Origin of the sequence: Agromyces mediolanus (assembly GCF_044917495.1) — a bacterium.
Lineage (GTDB): Bacteria > Actinomycetota > Actinomycetes > Actinomycetales > Microbacteriaceae > Agromyces > Agromyces mediolanus_B.
Genome location: NZ_JAVSSI010000006.1, coordinates 208,327 through 227,720, shown reverse-complemented (window position 1 = coordinate 227,720; position 19,394 = coordinate 208,327). Strand labels below are relative to the sequence as shown.

Annotated in this window: 16 protein-coding genes and 1 tRNA gene; 8 read left to right on the top strand and 9 right to left on the bottom strand. The window is 73.7% G+C overall.

What is annotated here, in order from left to right; translation table 11 throughout:
* Positions 1 to 333: 333 nt before the first annotated feature.
* The 9 genes from ROT00_RS11210 to ROT00_RS11170 all read right to left on the bottom strand — a co-directional run bounded on the left by ROT00_RS11210 (position 334) and on the right by ROT00_RS11170 (position 8,242).
* Positions 334 to 744 carry a Fe-S oxidoreductase gene (locus ROT00_RS11210; protein ID WP_404774866.1) on the bottom strand — a complete coding sequence of 137 codons (411 nt, stop codon included), beginning with the start codon at positions 742 to 744 and terminating at the stop codon, positions 334 to 336.
* Entirely contained in the window at positions 741 to 1,592 is an 852-nt protein-coding gene (locus tag ROT00_RS11205; protein ID WP_404774865.1) for an arginase family protein, read from the bottom strand. The genes ROT00_RS11210 and ROT00_RS11205 overlap by 4 nt, the downstream gene beginning before the upstream one ends.
* 93 nt (positions 1,593 to 1,685) lie before the next feature.
* On the bottom strand, positions 1,686 to 2,420 hold the full coding sequence (locus tag ROT00_RS11200; RefSeq protein ID WP_404774863.1) for a PspA/IM30 family protein: 735 nt from the start codon (positions 2,418 to 2,420) through the stop codon (positions 1,686 to 1,688).
* A gap of 97 nt (positions 2,421 to 2,517) precedes the next feature.
* Positions 2,518 to 4,557: a TPM domain-containing protein gene (locus ROT00_RS11195; RefSeq protein ID WP_404774861.1), complete on the bottom strand. Its 2,040-nt coding sequence runs from the start codon at positions 4,555 to 4,557 to the stop codon at positions 2,518 to 2,520.
* An 84-nt stretch (positions 4,558 to 4,641) separates the two neighbouring features.
* Positions 4,642 to 5,454 carry a COG1361 family protein gene (locus ROT00_RS11190; RefSeq protein WP_404774859.1) on the bottom strand — a complete coding sequence of 271 codons (813 nt, stop codon included), beginning with the start codon at positions 5,452 to 5,454 and terminating at the stop codon, positions 4,642 to 4,644.
* Positions 5,441 to 5,971 carry a sigma-70 family RNA polymerase sigma factor gene (locus ROT00_RS11185; protein WP_404774858.1) on the bottom strand — a complete coding sequence of 177 codons (531 nt, stop codon included), beginning with the start codon at positions 5,969 to 5,971 and terminating at the stop codon, positions 5,441 to 5,443. Before ROT00_RS11185 ends, ROT00_RS11190 begins: the two co-directional genes overlap by 14 nt.
* A 283-nt stretch (positions 5,972 to 6,254) precedes the next feature.
* Positions 6,255 to 6,327 (bottom strand) — tRNA-Arg (locus tag ROT00_RS11180).
* 50 nt (positions 6,328 to 6,377) lie between these two features.
* The gene (locus tag ROT00_RS11175; RefSeq protein WP_404774856.1) at positions 6,378 to 7,571 is read right to left on the bottom strand and encodes an ROK family transcriptional regulator; all 1,194 of its coding nucleotides are present in this window, start codon (positions 7,569 to 7,571) and stop codon (positions 6,378 to 6,380) included.
* Between the two features lie 38 nt (positions 7,572 to 7,609).
* The gene (locus ROT00_RS11170; RefSeq protein ID WP_404774854.1) at positions 7,610 to 8,242 is read right to left on the bottom strand and encodes a DUF3558 family protein; all 633 of its coding nucleotides are present in this window, start codon (positions 8,240 to 8,242) and stop codon (positions 7,610 to 7,612) included.
* Positions 8,243 to 8,281: 39 nt separating this feature from the next.
* On the opposite strand from ROT00_RS11170, the gene ROT00_RS11165 reads away from it, so the two are divergent.
* The 8 genes from ROT00_RS11165 to prfA all read left to right on the top strand — a co-directional run bounded on the left by ROT00_RS11165 (position 8,282) and on the right by prfA (position 19,222).
* Positions 8,282 to 9,955 carry an arginine--tRNA ligase gene (locus ROT00_RS11165; protein WP_404774852.1) on the top strand — a complete coding sequence of 558 codons (1,674 nt, stop codon included), beginning with the start codon at positions 8,282 to 8,284 and terminating at the stop codon, positions 9,953 to 9,955.
* A 10-nt stretch (positions 9,956 to 9,965) separates the two neighbouring features.
* Entirely contained in the window at positions 9,966 to 10,778 is an 813-nt protein-coding gene (locus ROT00_RS11160; protein ID WP_404774850.1) for an LmeA family phospholipid-binding protein, read from the top strand.
* A gap of 184 nt (positions 10,779 to 10,962) precedes the next feature.
* Positions 10,963 to 12,396 (top strand): diaminopimelate decarboxylase, encoded by a 1,434-nt coding sequence (gene lysA, locus ROT00_RS11155; RefSeq protein ID WP_404774849.1) that lies wholly within the window; start codon positions 10,963 to 10,965, stop codon positions 12,394 to 12,396.
* Positions 12,393 to 13,703, top strand: a complete 1,311-nt coding sequence (locus tag ROT00_RS11150) for a homoserine dehydrogenase (protein WP_404774847.1) — start codon at positions 12,393 to 12,395, stop codon at positions 13,701 to 13,703. Before lysA ends, ROT00_RS11150 begins: the two co-directional genes overlap by 4 nt.
* A 2-nt stretch (positions 13,704 to 13,705) precedes the next feature.
* Positions 13,706 to 14,797: a threonine synthase gene (gene thrC, locus ROT00_RS11145; protein ID WP_404774883.1), complete on the top strand. Its 1,092-nt coding sequence runs from the start codon at positions 13,706 to 13,708 to the stop codon at positions 14,795 to 14,797.
* Between the two features lie 20 nt (positions 14,798 to 14,817).
* Positions 14,818 to 15,759: a homoserine kinase gene (gene thrB / locus ROT00_RS11140; RefSeq protein WP_404774881.1), complete on the top strand. Its 942-nt coding sequence runs from the start codon at positions 14,818 to 14,820 to the stop codon at positions 15,757 to 15,759.
* Between the two features lie 258 nt (positions 15,760 to 16,017).
* On the top strand, positions 16,018 to 18,138 hold the full coding sequence (gene rho / locus ROT00_RS11135) for a transcription termination factor Rho (RefSeq protein ID WP_404774845.1): 2,121 nt from the start codon (positions 16,018 to 16,020) through the stop codon (positions 18,136 to 18,138).
* Between the two features lie 7 nt (positions 18,139 to 18,145).
* The gene (prfA, locus tag ROT00_RS11130) at positions 18,146 to 19,222 is read left to right on the top strand and encodes a peptide chain release factor 1 (RefSeq protein WP_404774844.1); all 1,077 of its coding nucleotides are present in this window, start codon (positions 18,146 to 18,148) and stop codon (positions 19,220 to 19,222) included.
* Positions 19,223 to 19,394: the final 172 nt, after the last annotated feature.

Here is a 19,394-nt window from a genome sequence, read left to right as displayed (position 1 = left end):
CCCCCCCCCCCCCCCCCCCCCCCCCCCCCAGATTTTTAAAACAAACAAACCAAAAAAGAAAATTTTTTGTTTTTTTTTTTTTATTTTGTTTTGTTTTCCAAAAGCCCCCGGGGTGTTGTTTGGTGGGGGGGGGGGGCGGGCCGGGGGGGGTGGGGGGGGGGGGGGGGGGGGGGGGGGTTTGGGGGTGAGGGGGGCGGGGCGGGGGGGGGGGGGGCGGGGGCGGTGCCCGCGTCCCCGCCGTTCACAACTCAGGAACACCCCGATCGGCATCCCCGCGAATCCGGGCATCTCGCAGCGGCACGTCGCGCAGAACGGCCACATGTTCCTGAATTGTCAGCGGCGGCGGGGCAGGTAGCCGCCGTCCTCGAGCCCGGCCTCGATCTCGAAGCGGTTCCGCAGCGGATCGCGCCCCGCGAGGAAGTAGAGCAGCGGGAAGAGTATGCCGTACGTGCGCCACTGCTGCCGGTGCACGGCCTCGTGCACGAGCACCCGCGGGCCGACGTTCCGGTCGGTGAGGTAGCACCCGCCGACGCAGGAGCCGCCGCGCCCGAAGGCCCACTTCGGCATCCCCTGGAAGACCCACAGGCCGTTCCGCCGCTCGACTCGCCCGGTGCTCCAGAGCGAGCCCCAGACGAAGCCGACCGCGGTCGCCCACCAGTAGCCGGCGCGACTCACGGGCGAATCCGTGAGTCGGAGCACGACGCGACGCGGCGGCCGCTGCTCCGGGACGCCGGCGCCCGTCACGCCTCGCCCCGCTCGGCCGAGGTCAGCGCGGCGACGAGGCGGAGGATGGTGGGCAGATCGTCCTCGGCCGCGGCGGGGGAGCCGGGCGCGAAGCCCGCGATCGCCGCCCCGGCGACGGGGAACCGCGCGACGACCGCCCGGAGCGTCGCGGCGAGGGTCGCGGCGTCCACGCCGAACGGCATCGGGTACGACAGGCCGGCGAGCGCGGAAGGGTCGAGCACGTCGAGGTCGATGTGCACGAAGACGCGGGATGCCCCGGTCGCCTCGAGGGCGCCGACGACGACGGTGGGGTCGGAGAGGTCCTCGACGGTGAGCGCCTGGATGCCGTGCTCGGCGATGTAGCGGCGCTCCTCGTCGTCGAAGGAGCGGGCGCCGCCGAGCACGATCCGCTCGGGGGCGACGCGACGCGCCGCGTCGAGCACCAGCCCGTCGGCGCCGTCGCCCGCGATGGCGCGGAGCGTCATGCCGCCGAAGCCGCCCGAGGGCGAGCTCTCCGGGGTGTTGAGGTCGGGGTGGGCGTCGAGCCAGAGCACGGCGAGGTCGCTCTCGCCGCGGGCCGCGGCGTGCCCGACCGCGGCGAGCGACGCCCCGCAGTCGCCGCCGATCGTGAGCGCCCAGTCGGGCACCTGCTCGAGCGCGAGCTCGGTGGCCTCGCGCACACGCCGGATCGTGCTGTACCGCTGGATGCCCGTGCCGAGCGCCTCGCCGGCCTCGACGGGCACCTCGACGGTGACGGTGGCGGCGGAGGGCAGATCGCCGCGGATCGCCTCGGCCCCGTCCACGTGGCTCATCGCGCGCGCGGAGACGGAACCCTGCCAGAGAGGGACGACGACGAAGGTGGCCGGCATGGTCTCCAGTATCGCGCGTCCGAGCCCCGGGTGGGCGGAAACGGCGGATGCCCCGGGCCTGCGCCCGGGGCATCCGACTCGTGCGGCGACCGCTCAGCCGCCGATCGCACCCTGACTGCCGCCGGACTTCAGCGCGGCGAGCCGGGCGTCGACCTCGGTGAGCTCGCCGAGATCGTCGAGCTCGTTGAACTGGGCGTCGAGGCTCGACGCGGCGATCTCGGCCTGTCCGCGGACGATCGCCTCCTCGCGACGGATCTTCTGCTCGAAGCGGCCGAGATCGCTCGTCGGGTCGAGGATGTCGATCGACTTGACCGCGTCCTGCACCTGCTTCTGGGCCTCGGCGGTCTTCGCCCGCGCCACGAGCTCGTTGCGCTTGTTCTGCAGCTCGACGAGCTTCTGCTTCATGCCGTTCAGGCCGGCCTTCAGCTTGTCGACGACCTCGGTCTGCGCGGCGATCTGCGGCTCGGCCGCCTTCGCCTCGTTCTCGGCCGAGATCTGCCGGCTGAGGGCGACCTTCGCGAGGTTGTCGAACTTGTCGGCGCCGGCGGCGTCGCCCGCCGTGCGGAGCTCGTCGCCCTTGCGGCTCGCGGCGAGTGCCTTGTCGCCCCACTCGCGGGCGGCGTCGACGTCCTCGCGGTGATCGTCCTCGAGGAGACGCAGGTTGCCGATCGTCTCGGCGATCGCGGCCTCCGCGTCGGCGATGGAGTTGGTGTAGTCGCGCACCATCTGATCGAGCATCTTCTGCGGGTCCTCGGCCTCGTCGAGGAGCGCGTTGATGTTCGCGCGGACGAGCTGGGAGATACGACCGAAGATGGACTGTTTGGCCATGGCGGTTCCTTTCCTGTGGCGGGTCACCCGGTGCCGTCGGCACCGGTCGGGTCGGTGCGCCGGCCTCGGCCGGCGGTGCTGGAGTGCGCTCGGGTGGTCAGAAGCGGCCTCCGCTTCCTCGGCGGGAGCGGGTGCCCGATCCGCCGAAGCTGCCGGCCGAGCGTCGTCCGGAGCCGCCGCCGCCGAAGCCGCCGCCGCCTCGGCCGGCCGATCCGCCGCCCCAGCCGGCCGATCCGCCGCCCCAGCCGCCGCTCGAGCGGCGACCGCCCCCGCCGCCGAGGAGGTTGTCGATGAGGATGCCGCCGAGCACGGCGCCGAGCACGTCGCCTCCGGTGCTGCGCCCGGCCGGGGCCGGACCGCCGCCGAGGCCGCCGCCGAACCCGCCGTCGAATCCGCCGACGTCGGTGCGGGCGAGGGAGATCGCCTCGTCGGCGAGCCGCTCGGCCTGCTGGGCGGTCGTGAGCGCGGCGACCGGGTCTTCGGCGGCCTGGGTGCCGGCCGCGGAGACGAGTCGGCGCGCCTCGGCCACGCGGGTGCGCGCCTCGGGGCCGATCGCGCCGCGCCGGGCGACGATGTAGTCCTCCGCGGTCTGGGCCTTGGCGGATGCCGCGGCGAGCGTGCGCTGCAGCTGCGCGGCGGCCCGCTGCGTGCGCTCCGCCTGGTCGCGGGCGCCGGCGATGGCCTGGTCGATGCCCGTGTTGGCCTGCTCGAGCCGGGCGAGGAGGGCGAGCGGGTCGCGACCGGGCTCCGCGAGCGCCGCCCGGAGCGCGGCGGCCTCGCCCGCGGTGCGGTCGGCGAGTGCGGCCAGCCCGTCGCCCTGGAGGCTGCGCGCGGTCTGCACGTCCTGCTCGAGATCGGTGGCGCCCGCGGCGATCGCGGCATCGGCGGCGGCGAGCTCGGCGGCGAGCCGCTCGACGGCGGCGGCGAGCAGCTTCGCCTGATCGACGGCCTCCTCGGCCGCGCGGATCTCGACCGCGGCGGGGGCGTGCTCCCCGCGGGCGATGGCGGCCTCCGCCTCCGTCATGGCGTTCCGGGCGAAGTCGAGTCGCGCCCTGGCCTGCGCCGGGTTGTCGGCGACGGCGGCGAGGGCCGGAGCGGCGTACTGCGCCTGGAGCGAGGCGAGCCGAGCCGCCGCGGGAGCCGCGTTCGTCTCGACGGACGCAGCCGCCTGGCGCACGCGGGCGAGGGCCTCCGGCGCGGTGCGCTCGAGCTCGCGGAGGGCGTCGAAGCTCGCCGCCTGCGCGTCGAGCAGCGCGTCGGCCTCGCCGGTGACCCGGATGATCGTCGCGTACCACTCGCGGCGCTGCTCGTCGGTGTCCGGGATGTCGTCGTCGAGCTGCTGCTGGACGGCGAAGGCCTCCCTCACTTTGCCCTTCGCGGCGGCGAGGGCCTCGCGGAACGGTGCGGTCGCCTCGTCGCCGTAGGAGGCGACCGCGAAGCCGAGCTCCTCCTCGCTCGTCTTCAGCGCGTCGTCGATCTGGACGAGGGCGCCGCCGGCGGTGCGCCGGAGCTCCTCGAGGGACGGCGGCGGAGGCGTCGCGGAGCCGGGGCCGCCGCCGCGGCGGCGTCGCGAGCGGACCACGAGCACGATGACCACGACGATCGCGGCGACGACGACGAGGGCGATGAGCCATCCCCACCAGCCGCCTCCCGCCGCACCGCTGCCGCCGGCGATCGCCTCGGCCGCCGCGGTGGCCGCTGCGGCCCACTCGCCGTCACGGAGCCGGGGCTCGATCACCTGGGAGCTGATGCGGTCGAGCTCGGCGTCGGAGAGGGAGGCGTTCTGATCCGCGGAGAGGTAGTAGGCGCGACCGTCGACAGCCACGGCGAGCAGGTAGTCCTCGGCGCCCATGTTCGCGGCGACGGCGGTGTCGGCGGCCCACTCGACGGCGTCGGCGGGGTTCGTGAACTCGTCGACGTAGGCGACGAAGAGCTGACGGCCGCTGCGGTCGCCGGCCTCGACGAGGGCCTGCTCGACCTGCGGCAGCTCGTCGCCCAGCACCTGCGCCTGATCGACGACGGGGGAGCTGCCGAACGGCACCGGGTCGACCGCGTGGGCGATGCCGGCGGGCAGCGCGAGCGCGGCGGTGACGGCGGCGAGCGCCAGCAGCATCGAACCCAGACGTCGCTTCGACATGTACCAGCAGCCCTCCGCCCCGGGACCAGACGCTCCAGAGTCTATGCGGCCCCGCTGACTGCGCGCCAGCGGTCCGGGCGGTGCTCAGCCGACGGTCAGCCGGACCGCCTCGGAGACGAGCGGGAGCCCGAGCGGAGCGTCCGGCGCGGCGATCGCGACGGCGGCGCTCAGGCGGTACTCGCCCGGCGCGAGCGCCGGCAGCCGCCCGGGATCGGCGAGGCTCGCGTCGTCCGCGCCGTCGCAGCGGACGGCGCGCACCGGCGCGGTGAGCTCGACGGAGGCGCCCGGGGCGAGCGCGAGGGGCGTGCGGACCGCTTCGAGGCCGCTCGTGTGCCAGAGGGTGACGTCGTCGGCGACGGTGAGCGCGGGCCCGGCGAGCAGCTCGCCCGAGTACCCCTCGGAACCGGTGTTCGTGATCCGCACCGTGGCCTCGCCGGTCCCGCCCGGGGCGGGCGACGACACCGCGACGACCTCGATCGAGAGCCCGCTGCCCGCGGGGGCGCTCGGCCCGGCGGGCGGGGCGCCGCACCGGTTGAGCCGGTCGATCGGACGCAGCACGAGCTCCTCCTCCGGTGGCTCGTCCGCCGGGGCGACGCCCGTGGCCGGGGTCGACGGATCGGTGGCCGCACCCGCGTCGGCGTCGCCGGACTCCGAGCTCGCCGGGGCATCCGCGGTGGTCGACGCTCCGGGCAGGCCGAGCCCGCCCGCGACCGCGAGCCCGCCGACGGCGAGGGCGACGACCGCGGCGGCGGCACCGCCGACGAGGGCGGTGCGCCGGCGTCGGCGCTCCGACCGGCTGCGGGCGAGGACCGCGGGCAGGTCGAGCTCGGCGCCCTCGGCGTGCGCGGCATCCGATCGGAGCGCGCGTCGGAGCTCCTCGGGATCAGGGGTGGGCATGATCGCCTCCCGTCCTCGCGGCCGGAGCGGCCGCGTCCATCCTGGAGGAGAGCGCGTGGAGCCCGTCGCTCAGGTAGCGCTTCACCGATCCCTGCGCGATCCCGAGGATCCGGGCGATCTCGGCGACCGGCAGATCCTCGTAGTAGCGGAGCACCAGGCACGCCGACTGCCTCGGCGACAGGGTGCGGAGCCGCTCGGCGAGATCGATCCGCGCATCCACGGCATCGGCGTCGACGACGGCCCGCTCCGGCTCGACGGCGAGGTGGCGCACCCGCCGCCAGGTCTCCCGGCGCCGCGAGCGGTCGATCACGAGATTCAGGATGGCCCGTCGCACGTAGGCCTCGGCGCGCGGCAGCTCGAGCGAGAGCCGCGGCCGGCCGAAGGTGCGCACGAGGGCGTCCTGCACGAGGTCGGCGGCCTCGTCCCGATCACCGCAGAGCAGGTAGGCGTAGCGCAGGAGCGCGTCGCCGCGTTCGGCGACGAGCCGCTCCGCGACCCGGTCCCATGCGCTCGCCACGTTCGTTCCTCCCGACGACGGACGATCCGCCGTCACCCATACAGACGAACGAGTCGCCGGAACGGTTGGGGCCGCCGTCACCGCCGACGCTACTGCACGGACGACCGGGCCGACCGGCGGGGCGCCGGGGATGGGAAGGCGCATTGTGGGAGGCGCAGTCAGGGAGGGGCACTGCGGAAGTCGCCCCGCGAGCAGACGCCCCGCGAGCAGGCGCCCCGCGAGCAGACGCACGGGCCGGAAACGCGAATGACGCGGGACTCGCGTCCCGCGTCATTCGAACTCGTGCCCCCGGAGGGATTCGAACCCCCGACCTACGGTACCGGAAACCGGCGCTCTATCCCCTGAGCTACGGAGGCGCACAGCTGTCAACAGTAGCATCCCGCGGGGCCCGCTCCGAACCGTCGGCTCAGTGCACGACGAGGCTCGCGACGGTGTCGAGGAGGTCCTCGCGCACCTTCGCACGCAGGTAGGTGCGGGCCCCGCGGAGCACGGGCACCTCGCGCACCTCGGTCGCGACGACCTCGGGGTACCAGCGGCTGATCCGCCGGATCGCGGCCTGCACCACGCGGGCGAGCTCGTCGCCGCCGATCGCCGCGACCGGCCCGGCGAGGACGAGCTGGCGGGGATCGAGCGTCGCGAGGAGCGGCAGCACCGCATGGGCGACCCGCTCGCCGAACTCGGCGATGAAGCGCGCGCGGAGCTCCGGCGGCGCGGCGGCGAGCGCGGCGAGCGCCGTCGGGTGATCGGTCGCCGGCAGCCCGGCTTCGCGCACGAATCCCTCGACGGCGCGGCCGCCGACGAGGTCCTGGACCGTCTGCGCCTCCGGATCCATGGCCCGCGCCTCCGCCGACAGCGGCAGGAAGCCGATCTCGCCGGCGCCGCCGAAGCTCCCGCGGTGCAGGTCGCCGGCCACGTCGAAGGACGCGCCGACGCCGTTGCCGAGCCAGACGAGCGCGAACACCTCGCCGTCGACCCCCGCGCCGGAGTCGCGCTCGGCGACCGCGGCGAGATTCACGTCGTTCTCGATGTACACCGTGCGTCCGAGCGCCCCCTCGAGGGTCGCGCGGACGTGCAGCACCGGCCAGCCGGGCAGCGTCTCGGTGAACAGCGCGCCCTCCTCGCCCGGGTCGACGTAGCCGGCGGTGCCGACGACGATCGTGTGGACGGCGTCGGGATCGGTCCCGGCCGCGGCGCTCGCCTCCGCGATCGCGCGACGGATCTCCGCGATCGCGTCGCGTTCGGCGACGTCGGACGGCAGCGCGAACCGGGCCACGGGATGCTCGGTGCCCGCGGCGTCGACGACCGTGGCGCGCAGCTCGGCGGCGTCGACGTCGACGGCCACGCCGAGCGGGCGGTCGATCCTCGCCGCGTAGAGGGCGGCGTTGCGGCCGGGGCTGCCGGCGACGGTGCCGCGCTCCTCGATCACGCCGGCGGCGAGCAGCCGCGTCATCATGAGCGAGGCCGTCGGCTTCGAGACGCCGACGATCTCGCAGATGCGGTTCCGCGTGAGCGGTCCGTGGTCGAGCAGGGCCGAGAGGCCGACCCGGTCGTTGACCGCGCCGAGCCACGATGGCGTGCCCTTGGCAGATCGCGCCGCCATCCTGGCTCCTCTCCGCTCCGGCCGACCGGGCTCCGGCGTCACGCCGGCAGGTTCGCGAGCACCGCCTCGACGAGCTGCTGGGCGTCGCCCGGCTCGAAGAGTGCCGTCGAGTCGATGACGATCCAGTAGCCGTCCTCGGTGAAGATCTGCGCCTCGCCCGAGTTGCCGGACTGGCGGAAGTACCCCTCCACCGCCGGCGGCGTGCCGTAGGTCGGCACGGCGGTCGAGGTGGACGCCGCCTGGTTCCGGGCGGCGTCGAGCGCAGCCTCCGCCGGCGTCGCGACGCCGAGCTGGATGACCTCGCCGCTCGTCTGGTTCAGCCAGCCGCAGGCGGTGCCGCCCGCATCGACCGTCGCCGACACATCGGCGGAGCTCGGCGAGAAGCCGTCCTCCAGGCCGAAGTTCGGGTTGAACGCGTAGATCTGGTCCGGCGTGATGAGCCCGTCGCAGTCGGCGGCGAAGGGCGTCGACGTCGGCTCGGGGGTCGGCGTCGGCGAGGTGCTCGGGTCGGGTGCCTGGCTCGAGGGCGCGGGCGAACCGCTCGGCGTCCCGCTCGGGGCCGGGGACTCGGGGGCGCAGCCGGCGAGTGCGGCCGTCGCCGCGGCGGCGAGGAGGATCGCGGCCGCGGTGCTGCGAGACCGGATGACGGGGGAGCGGAACGAGCGCGACATGGGAGGAACCCTATCAATCGCGAACGATAGGATTCGTGCGTGACTCCAGCCGATCTCTCGCATGCCCTGTCCGACCTCGTCGCCGCCCTCGTGGAGCGACGTCGCGTGGCCGGCGCGGAGCTCGAGCTCACCGTCACCCCCGAGCAGATCGTCCTCGAGCGGCCGAAGCTCCGCGAGCACGGCGACTGGGCCTCGAGCGTGGCGCTCCGCATCGCGAAGCCGCTCGGCGCGAACCCCCGCGAGATCGCCGCCGAGCTCGCGGCGGGCCTCGCCGAGCTCGACGGCGTCGCGAGCGCCGAGGTGGCCGGTCCGGGCTTCATCAACATCCGGCTCGACGCGGCCGCCGCCGGCGCCCTCGCGAAGACGATCGTCGACGCCGGAGCGCAGTACGGCCACGGCACGAGCCAGGCCGGCCGCGTGATCAACATGGAGTTCGTCTCCGCGAACCCCACGGGCCCGCTGCACATCGGCCACACCCGCTGGGCCGCGCTCGGCGACTCGATCAGCCGCGTGCTCCGCGCCGCCGGGGCCGAGGTCGCGAACGAGTACTACATCAACGACGCCGGCAACCAGATGGACACCTTCGGGGCGTCCGTACTCGCCGCGGTGAAGGGAGAGCCGACGCCGGAGGGCGGCTACCCCGGTCAGTACATCGCCGACCTCGCGAAGCTCGTGCTCGAGCGCGAGCCGAAGCTGCTCGAGCTCGACGACGCCGCCGCGCTGCACACGGCCCGCGAGATCGCGTACGAGCACCAGCTCGCCGAGATCCGCGACTCGCTCGACCGCTTCAACGTGCACTTCGACGTGTGGACGAGCGAGCGCCGCCTGCACCAGAAGGACGACGACGGCGTCTCCGCGATCGACGCCGCGCTCGAGCGGCTGCGCGCCCAGGGGCACGTCTACGAGGCCGAGGACGCGGTCTGGGTGAGGACGACCGATTTCGGCGATGACAAGGACCGCGTGTTCTGCCGCTCGAACGGCGTGCCGACGTACTTCGCGGCCGATGCCGCGTACTACCTCGACAAGGGCGACCGGGGCTTCGAGCACAAGATGTACCTCCTCGGCGCCGACCACCACGGCTACGTGCACCGGCTGAAGGCGGTGGCGGGCGCAGCGGGTGAAGACCCCGAGCGCGACATCGAGATCCTCATCGGGCAGCTCGTCTCGGTGAACGGCGCCCGTCTCTCCAAGCGCGCCGGCAACATCATCGAGCTCGACGACCTGCAGGCCTGGCTCGGCACCGACGCGCTCCGCTACACGCTCGCCCGCTACCCGGCCGACTCGCCGATCGCGATCGACCCCGAGGTGCTGAAGCGGCGCACGAACGACAACCCCGTCTTCTACGTGCAGTACGCGCACGCCCGCACCGCGGCCGTGGCGCGGAACGCCGCGGCGTCCGGCGTCGACCGCTCGGAGTTCGCCCCCGAGCTGCTCGAGCACGAGACGGAGTCGGCGCTCCTCGGCGCGCTCCAGGAGTTCCCGCGGGTCGTGGCGCAGGCAGCCGAGCTGCGCGAGCCGCACCGGGTCGCCCGCTACCTGGAGGAGCTCGCCGGGCTCTACCACCGCTGGTACGACAACTGCCGTGTGCTGCCGCTCGGCGACGAGCCGGTCGCGGCGATCCACCGCACCCGGCTGTGGCTGAACGACGCCTCCGGCCAGGTGCTCCGCAACGGCCTCGACCTCCTCGGCGTCTCGGCGCCCGAGCGGATGTGACGGCACCGCGATGAGCGAGGCCGCGACCGTGCCGATCGAGCCGACGCCGGGCGCCCCGGCGCCGAAGCCGAAGTCGAAGCGGCGCGGGCTCCGCGCGCTCGTCATCGTGCTCGTGGTCGTCGTGGTGCTCGGCGTGGCCGCGGTCGTGGCCGACGGCATCGCCCGGGGCATCGCGCAGCAGCAGGTGGCGGCGAAGATCCAGGAGCGGCTCCCCGAGAGCGTCCAGGGCGACGTCGACGTCCGCATCGGCGGATTCTCCGTCATCGCCCAGTACCTCTCCGGACGCATGGACGAGGTCGAGCTCACGGCTCCGGCCCTCGAGGTGCGCGGTGCGCCGGTCGCGGTCGACCTCACGCTGCACGGGGTGCCCGTCGATCTCGAGCAGCCCGTCGGCCGACTGTCGGCGAAGGTCTCGATCGACGAGGACGCCCTGAACACCCTCATCGCGGAGTCCGGTGCCGCGGCGCCGGTCGGCGCGGTCGAGCTCGGCGACGGCACCGTCGGCTATGCGGGGCAGGCCGAGGTGCTCGGCTTCACGGTGGACTACACGGCGAGCGCGCGGCCCGAGGCCGCGGGCGACGAAGTGCTGCTCACGCCCGTCGATGTCACCGTCGGAGCGCTCGGCGGCAGCATCGACGTCTCCGGCATCGTCGAGCGCCTGCTCGGTGAGGATCCCGTCGCGGTCTGCGTGGCCCAATACCTGCCCGAGGGGCTCCGCGTCGAGCGGGTCGACGTCGCGCCGGGGACGGCGACCGCCTGGCTCGGCGCCGAGCGGTTCGTGCTCGACGGGGCGAGCCTGTCCACGACGGGCAGCTGCGACTGACGACGGGTGCGCGCGACCGGAGTCGGGGGTCCCACGGCCGTCGTCATGAATTTCAGCGGCTCCGGGTCCGTCGATAGACTCGCGATGATCCGCCGACGCGGATGACGCCGACTGGCTTCAGGAACCAATCCGGGTTCGCTCGCCGTGCAGCACCCCCAGCTCCCGCATCCCGTGAGGTTCGTACGTGGCAGGACACGCAGCAGATCGCGGCACCCTCGAGGTGCCGGCGGACCCCAACGCCCTCGCCGAGGGCGTCTGGCCCGCGAGCGCCGCGCGCGACGACGCCGGCCGGCTCGTCGTCGGCGGCGTCGACGCCGAGTCGCTCGCCGAGCGCTTCGGCACGCCGCTCTACGTGCTCGACGCGGGCGAGGTGCGGGCGCGCGCCGTCCGCACGCGCGAGGCCTTCGAACGCGCCGCCCGTCGCATCGGCACCGAGGCCACCGTCTACTACGCGGGCAAGGCCTTCCTGTCGACCGCGATCGTCCGCTGGGTGACCGAGTCGGGGCTCGCCGTCGACGTCTGCTCGGGAGGCGAGCTCGCCGTCGCGCTCGCCGCGGGCGCGGATGCCGCACGGCTCGGCTTCCACGGCAACAACAAGTCCCCGGCGGAGATCGCCGCCGCGGTCGAGGCCGGCGTCGGCGCCCTCGTCATCGACAGCGAGATCGAGATCGAGCGCGTCGCCGAGGCCGCCGCGGCGGCCGGGCGCGTGCAGCGGGTGCGGCTGCGGGTGAACAGCGGCGTGCACGCCTCGACGCACGAGTTCCTGGCCACCGCGCACGAGGACCAGAAGTTCGGGGTCACGCTCGCGCGCGCCGTCGAGCTCGGCGAGCGCATCCGCTCGCACCCCTCGCTCGAGTTCCTCGGGCTGCACTGCCACATCGGCTCGCAGATCTTCGACGCCGCCGGCTTCGCCGAGTCGGCCGCGAGGCTCCTCGCCGAGCACGCCGCGCTCCTTCGGACCGGGCCCGTGCCGGAGCTGAACCTCGGCGGCGGGTTCGGCATCGCCTACACCGCGGCCGACGACCCCGCGCCGATCGAGCGCATCGCCGACGGCATCGCGGACGCGGTCGCCGAGGGCTGCCGCAGCCTCGGCATCCCGGTGCCGAAGCTCGCCTTCGAGCCGGGCCGTTCGATCGTGGGCCCTGCGGGCATCACGCTGTACCGCGTCGGCACCGTGAAGCCCGTGCCGACCGACGAGGGCTGGCGCCACTACGTCTCCGTCGACGGGGGCATGAGCGACAACCCGCGCTTCGCGCTGTACGGCGCCGACTACTCCGCCCGGCTCGCGTCGCGTCGCTCCGACGCCCCCGCGGCGCTCGTCCGCATCGCGGGCAAGCACTGCGAGGCCGGCGACATCGTCGTCGACCGCGAGTACCTGCCGCACGACGTCGGCCCGGGCGACCTCGTCGCCGTCGCCGCGACGGGGGCGTACTGCTGGTCGCTGTCGAGCAACTACAACCACGTGCCCCGCCCTGCGGTCGTCGCCGTCGACGGCGGCGCAGCCCGGGTCATCGTCCGGGGCGAGACCATCACCGACCTCCTCGCCCGGGATGCCGGGCTCGAGGCATCCGGCCCATCGGATGCCCGCACCACCGCAGCCGAAGGGACCTCAGAATGATCGAGTACCGCTCCATCCGCGTCGCACTCCTGGGCGCCGGGTCGGTCGGATCGCAGGTCGCGAGGCTCCTCCTCGAGCACGGCGACGAACTCGCGCAGCGCATCGGCGCCCGGCTCGAGCTCGTCGGGATCGCCGTCCGCGACGTCGACGCCCGCCGCGACGTCGAGCTGCCCCGCGAGCTCCTCACGACCGATGCCGAGACGCTGATCCTCGGCGCCGACGTCGTCATCGAGCTGATGGGCGGCATCGAGCCGGCCCGCACGCTCGTGCTGCAGGCGATCGGCTCGGGCGCCGACGTCGTCACGGGGAACAAGGCGCTCATCGCGGCCCACGGGCCCGAGCTCTTCGCCGCGGCCGAGCAGGTCGGCGCGCAGCTCTCCTACGAGGCCGCCGTCGGCGGCGCGATCCCGATCATCCGCCCGCTCCGGGACTCGCTCGCCGGCGACCGGGTCGAGCGCATCCTCGGCATCGTGAACGGCACCACGAACTTCATCCTCGACCGCATGGACACGACGGGGGCGTCGCTCGAGGACGCGCTCGCCACCGCGACCGAGCTCGGCTACGCCGAGGCCGACCCGACCGCCGACATCGGCGGCTACGACGCGGCGCAGAAGGCGGCGATCCTCGCGAGCCTCGCCTTCCACACGACCGTGCCGATCGAGGACGTCCACCGCGAGGGCATCACCCAGGTGAGCGCGGAGCAGGTCGAGTCGGCCAGGAAAGCCGGCTACGTCGTGAAGCTGCTCGCGATCTGCGAGCGGATCGCGGATGCCGCGAGCGGCGAGGAGGGCGTCTCGGCCCGGGTCTATCCCGCACTCGTGCCGCGCAGCCACCCGCTCGCCGCCGTGCACGGGGCGAACAACGCGGTCTTCGTCGAGGCCGCCGCGGCCGGCCCGCTCATGTTCTACGGCGCGGGCGCCGGTGGCGTCCAGACCGCTTCGGCCGTGCTCGGCGATCTCGTCGCCATCGCCCGCCGTCACGTCATCGGCGGCCCGGGCACCGCGGAGTCGACGCACGCCGCCCTGCCGGTGCTGCCGATCGAGCGGATCACCACGCGCTACGCGATCACGCTCGAGGTCGCCGACGAGCCCGGCGTGCTCGCCACCATCGCGCACGTCTTCGCCGACCACGGCGTCTCGGTCGAGCAGCTCGAGCAGACCGTCGACGAGCGATCCGGCCGGGCTACGCTGGTCATCGGAACGCACGAGGCGAGCGAGGGCGCGCTCGCCCAGACCGTCGCCGCCCTCGCGGCGAGCCCGGTCGTCGTTTCCGTCGCGTCCGTCCTCCGAGTCGAAGGAGCCCAGTGAACCTGCCCACCCCCAAGCCGGGCTCGCGCCAGTGGCGCGGCGTCATCCGCGAGTACGCCGCACGGCTCGACGTCACCGACGCCACCCCCATCGTCACGCTCGGCGAGGGCGGTACGCCGCTCCTGCCGGCCCCCGCGCTCGGCCGTCGCACCGGCGCCGACGTCTGGGTGAAGTTCGAGGGGATGAACCCGACGGGCTCCTTCAAGGACCGCGGTATGACCATGGCGGTGACGAAGGCGGTCGAGCGCGGCGCCGAGGTCGTCATCTGCGCCTCGACGGGCAACACGTCCGCGTCGGCCGCCGCGTACGCGGCCCACGCCGGCATCACCGCGGCGGTGCTCGTGCCCGAGGGCAAGGTCGCGATGGGCAAGCTCAGCCAGGCGGTGGCCCACGGCGCGCGGATCATCCAGCTCCAGGGCACCTTCGACGACTGCCTCGACATCGCGCGCGAGCTGGCCGACGTGCACCCCGTGCACCTCGTCAACTCGGTCAACAACGACCGCATCGAGGGGCAGAAGACGGCGGCCTTCGAGGTCGTCGAGGTGCTCGGCGACGCGCCCGACTTCCACTTCGTGCCGGTCGGCAACGCCGGCAACTATACCGCGTACACCCGCGGCTACCGCGAGGACATCCAGGCGGGCAACGCCACGCGGATGCCGCGCATGTTCGGCTTCCAGGCGGCCGGATCGGCCCCGATCGTGCGCGGCGAGCCCGTGCGCGACCCGGAGACGATCGCGAGCGCCATCCGTATTGGCAATCCCGCGTCGTGGGAGCTCGCGCTCTCCGCGCGCGACGAGACCGACGGCTACTTCGGCGCCATCGCCGACGACCGCATCCTCGAGGCGCAGCGCATCCTCTCGTCCGAGGTGGGCATCTTCGTGGAACCCGCCTCCGCCATCTCGGTCGCGGGCCTGCTCGAGCGCGCGGAGGCCGGCCAGATCCCGGCCGGCTCGCGGGTGGTGCTCACCGTCACCGGCCACGGTCTGAAGGACCCGCAGTGGGCGGTGCGCCGCGCCGACGGTACGGAGGAGCAGCCGGTCGTCGTGCCGGTCGACACGGCCCAGGTCGCCTCGCTGCTGGGGCTCGGCGCGTGAGCGGCGGGACGCCCGGCGCGATGCCGGCCGCCGACCTGCCCCAGGCGCCCGGCATCGCGGGACGCTCGATCCTCGTGAAGGTCCCCGCCACCTCGGCGAACCTCGGCCCCGGCTTCGACACCCTCGGCCTCGCGCTCGCCCAGTACGACGAGCTCGAGGTGAGCGTGATCGACGCCGGCCTCGAGATCGAGGTGCACGGCGTCGGCGCGGGGGAGGTGCCGCTCGACGAGTCGCACCTCGTCGTGCGCGCCGCGGCCCACAGCTTCGCCCGCGCGGGGTACGCGCTGCCGCCCATCCGCCTCGTGGCGCGCAACACGATCCCGCACGGCCGGGGGCTCGGCTCCTCGGGCGCGGCGATCGTCGCCGGTGTGATGATCGCGAAGGGGCTGCTCGAGGGCGTCGTCGATTTCGACGCCGATCGGCTGCTCGAGCTCGCGACCGAGCTGGAGGGGCACCCGGATAACGTCGCGCCCGCGCTCTTCGGCGGGCTCACGATCGCCTGGACCACGCCCGAGGGCCCGCGGCACAAGAAGCTCATCGTGCACCGCGGGGTGTCGCCGCTCGTGCTCGTGCCCGAGCACGAGATGTCCACGGCCCTCGCCCGGTCGCTCCAGCCCGAGCAGGTGCCCCACGAGGACGCCGTGTTCAACGTCTCGCGCTCGGCGCTGCTCGTCGCCGCGCTCATTCAGAGCCCCGAGCTGCTGCTCGCGGCGACGGAGGACAAGCTGCACCAGAACTACCGTGCGCAGGCGATGCCCGAGACGGACGCGCTGATCCGGGCGCTCCGCGCCGCGGGGCATCCCGCCGTCGTGTCCGGTGCGGGACCGTCGATCCTGGTGCTCGCGAGCGACCCGGCCGAGCGCGCCGAGGCGGCCGCGCTCGTCGCGGAGCGCGCGGAGACGGCGTGGCAGGCGCTCCCGCTCGCGGTCGATTTCAAGGGCGCGACCGTCCAGGCGAGCTGAACCGGCGCCGCGCGGAGGTCTCCGTACGGATTCGCGCGTCGCGGTTCGTCCCGAGGCGGGGTCGGGTGCTAGACTCGACCCCGCACCCGACGACCGACACGCGGTTCGCGTCCGTCGCCGCATGGTGCGATTCCCGGCAATTCATTGCTCTCGCTCACGCGCACGTCTGCGCCATCGCGCGCATCGATCGCCCGCGGTCGAGCGACCAGCCCTTCCGAGCCCGCGAATCTCGCGGCCGGGGGAAAGGAACATACCCCAGTGACCAACGGAACCGACCGCGTCCAGAACGCGGCCAGCACCGCAGAACTCAAGAGCCTCAAGGTGGCCGAGCTCGTCGAGCTCGCCGGCTCCCTCGGCATCGCCGGCGCCTCGAAGCGCCGCAAGGGCGAGCTGATCGAGCTGATCGAGGCACAGCAGGCCTCGGGCAGCGTCGAGCTCGACGCGCCGGCGGAAGCTCCGGCCGAGACGGCAGCCGCCGCCGAGCCCGAGGCGCCCGCGACGGAGGCCCCGGCCGCCGCCGAGGCACCCGCTCCCGTCGACGAGCCCGCTCCGGCCGAGGCATCCGCCTCGGCCGAGGCGCCCGCGCAGGCCGAGGCATCCGCTCCGACCAAGGCACCCGCGCAGGCGGAGGCACCCGCTCGCCGTGGCCGCCAGTCGCGCCGCGTGACGAGCAGCGGCACCGCCGCCGTCCAGCACGTGAACGGCGCCGGCGCCGGCGTGACCCTCGTCCCGGGCGACGACGAGGCGGCTCGCGAGGCCGCACGCGCCGCCGTCCGCGAGGAGCTCGCGGCCGCGACCGGCGAGGGCCAGCGGCCCGCCGCCGAGGGTGAGCCCGCCGAGCCGAGCGAGCCCCGTCAGGGCCGTCGTCGCGGTCGCCGCGGCGGCGAGCGCAACGCCGACGACAAGCAGCAGAACGGCCGCGGCGAGTCGCAGACCGCCGAGGGCGAGAAGTCCCAGGGCGGCCGCAACGGCGAGTCGCGCAACGCGGAGCGCAAGAACGACAAGAACGACGGCGACAAGGCCGCCGACGGCGAGAAGAACGCCGACAAGCAGGGCCAGGGCCGCGAGAAGCAGGGCGGCCAGCAGAACCAGCAGGGCGGCCAGCAGAACCAGCAGCAGGACGGCGAGGGCGGTCGCCGCAGCCGCTACCGCGACCGCAAGCGCCGCGGTCAGGGCGGTGCCGGCGGCGACGAGGTCGAGCCGGAGATCCTGGACGACGACGTGCTGATCCCCGTTGCGGGCATCCTCGACGTCCTCGACAACTACGCCTTCGTGCGCACCACGGGCTACCTCCCCGGCCCGAGCGACGTGTACGTCTCGCTCGGTCAGGTGAAGAAGTACCACCTGCGCAAGGGCGACGCCGTGGTCGGCGCCATCAAGCAGCCGCGCGACGGCGAGGGCAACAGCCGCCAGAAGTACAACGCGCTCGTCAAGGTCGACTCGGTCAACGGGCAGAGCCCGGAGGAGGCCGCCGCGCGCGTCGACTTCCAGAAGCTCACGCCGCTGTACCCGCAGGACCGCCTCCGCCTCGAGACGGAGCCGACGAAGCTCACCCAGCGCATCATCGACCTCGTCGCCCCCATCGGCAAGGGACAGCGCGGCCTCATCGTCGCGCCGCCGAAGGCCGGCAAGACGATCGTGCTGCAGCAGATCGCGAACGCGATCTCGCAGAACAACCCCGAGGTCCACCTCATGGTCGTGCTCGTCGACGAGCGCCCCGAAGAGGTCACCGACATGGAGCGCACGGTCAAGGGCGAGGTCATCGCCTCGACCTTCGACCGCCCCGCCGAGGACCACACGACGGTCGCCGAGCTCGCCATCGAGCGTGCGAAGCGCCTCGTCGAGCTCGGTCACGACGTCGTCGTGCTCCTCGACTCGATCACCCGCCTCGGCCGTGCGTACAACCTCGCTGCGCCGACCTCGGGCCGCGTGCTCTCCGGCGGCGTCGACGCCTCGGCGCTCTACCCGCCGAAGCGCTTCTTCGGCGCCGCGCGCAACATCGAGAACGGCGGCTCGCTCACCATCCTCGCGACCGCGCTCGTCGAGACCGGCTCCAAGATGGACGAGGTCATCTTCGAGGAGTTCAAGGGCACCGGCAACAGCGAGCTGCGCCTCAGCCGCCAGCTGGCCGACAAGCGCATCTTCCCGGCGGTCGACGTGAACGCGTCGTCCACCCGCCGCGAGGAGATGCTGCTGAGCCCCGACGAGGTGAAGATCACCTGGAAGCTCCGCCGGGCGCTCGCGGGCCTCGAGCCGCAGCAGGCCCTCGAGGCGGTCCTCGGCCGGCTCAAGGAGACCCAGTCGAACACCGAGTTCCTGCTCCTCATGCAGAAGTCGGCGCCGGTCGGCGGGCACTCGAACGAGTCCGACCACCGCTGATCCGCCGATGTTCGAATCCGTCCAGCCGCTGATCGCCGAGCACGGCGCGCTCCAGCAGGAGCTCGCCGACCCGGCGCTGCACGCCGACCCCGCGCGAGCGAAGAAGGCGAACCGGCGCTACGCGGAGCTCTCGAAGATCGTCGCCGCCCACGGCACCTGGGTGCAGGCCGGCGACGATCTCGAGGCCGCCCGCGAGCTGGCGAAGGAGGACGAGGCGTTCGCCGAGGAGGTGCCCGCGCTCGAGGCATCCCTCGCCGAGGCGCAGGAGAAGCTGCGTCGACTGCTGATCCCGCGCGACCCCGACGACGGCCGTGACGTGATCATGGAGATCAAGGGCGGCGAGGGCGGCGCCGAGAGCGCACTCTTCGCCGCCGATCTGCTGCGCATGTACATCCAGTACGCGCAGTCGAAGGGCTGGAAGACGGAGCTCCTCGAGCGCAACGAATCCGATCTCGGCGGCTACAAGGACGTCCAGGTCGCGATCAAGTCGAACGCGAGCGACCCCTCGCAGGGCGTGTGGGCGCACCTCAAGTACGAGGGCGGGGTGCATCGTGTGCAGCGCGTGCCCGTCACCGAGACGCAGGGCCGCATCCACACCTCGACGACGGGCGTGCTCGTCTTCCCCGAGGTCGATGAGCCCGAAGAGGTCGACATCAACCAGAACGACCTCAAGATCGACGTGTACCGCTCGAGCGGCCCCGGCGGGCAGTCGGTGAACACCACCGACTCCGCCGTCCGCATCACGCACCTGCCGACCGGTATCGTCGTCTCGATGCAGAACGAGAAGTCGCAGCTGCAGAACCGCGAGGCGGCGATGCGCGTGCTCCGCGCCCGGCTGCTCGCGCGTCAGCAGGAGGAGCTCGCCGCGGCGGCGTCCGATGCGCGCAAGTCGCAGATCCGCTCGATGGATCGCTCCGAGCGCATCCGCACCTACAACTTCCCGGAGAACCGGATCGCCGATCACCGCACCGGCTACAAGGCGTACAACCTCGATCAGGTGATGAACGGGGCCCTCGACCCCATCATCGACTCGGCCATCCGCGCCGACGAGGAGTCGCAGCTCGCCGCGCACGGCGACGACTAGGGCGAGTTCCCGACCGCCGGCGGCTCCCGGCGCCAGCCGCGGGTGCCAGTGTCCCTCCGCACCCAGCTCGGGCGAGCGCGCCAGTTCGTGCTCGTTGCGCCACTTCGGGTGGCGCGTGGCGGGTGAAGTGGCGCGGATGCCTCGGCTGGGCGTCTGCGGGGCGCCCGAGCGC

Bases quoted from the DNA above. Each gene is read 5' to 3' on its own strand.
- ROT00_RS11175 (WP_404774856.1), bottom strand. From the start codon at position 7,571: ATGGCGGCGCGATCTGCCAAGGGCACGCCATCGTGGCTCGGCGCGGTC.
- ROT00_RS11195 (WP_404774861.1), bottom strand. From the start codon at position 4,557: ATGTCGAAGCGACGTCTGGGTTCGATGCTGCTGGCGCTCGCCGCCGTC.
- prfA (WP_404774844.1), top strand. From the start codon at position 18,146: ATGTTCGAATCCGTCCAGCCGCTGATCGCCGAGCACGGCGCGCTCCAG.
- thrB (WP_404774881.1), top strand. From the start codon at position 14,818: ATGCCGGCCGCCGACCTGCCCCAGGCGCCCGGCATCGCGGGACGCTCG.
- ROT00_RS11200 (WP_404774863.1), bottom strand. From the start codon at position 2,420: ATGGCCAAACAGTCCATCTTCGGTCGTATCTCCCAGCTCGTCCGCGCG.
- ROT00_RS11205 (WP_404774865.1), bottom strand. From the start codon at position 1,592: ATGCCGGCCACCTTCGTCGTCGTCCCTCTCTGGCAGGGTTCCGTCTCC.
- ROT00_RS11190 (WP_404774859.1), bottom strand. From the start codon at position 5,454: ATGCCCACCCCTGATCCCGAGGAGCTCCGACGCGCGCTCCGATCGGAT.
- ROT00_RS11160 (WP_404774850.1), top strand. From the start codon at position 9,966: ATGAGCGAGGCCGCGACCGTGCCGATCGAGCCGACGCCGGGCGCCCCG.
- ROT00_RS11150 (WP_404774847.1), top strand. From the start codon at position 12,393: ATGATCGAGTACCGCTCCATCCGCGTCGCACTCCTGGGCGCCGGGTCG.
- ROT00_RS11170 (WP_404774854.1), bottom strand. From the start codon at position 8,242: ATGTCGCGCTCGTTCCGCTCCCCCGTCATCCGGTCTCGCAGCACCGCG.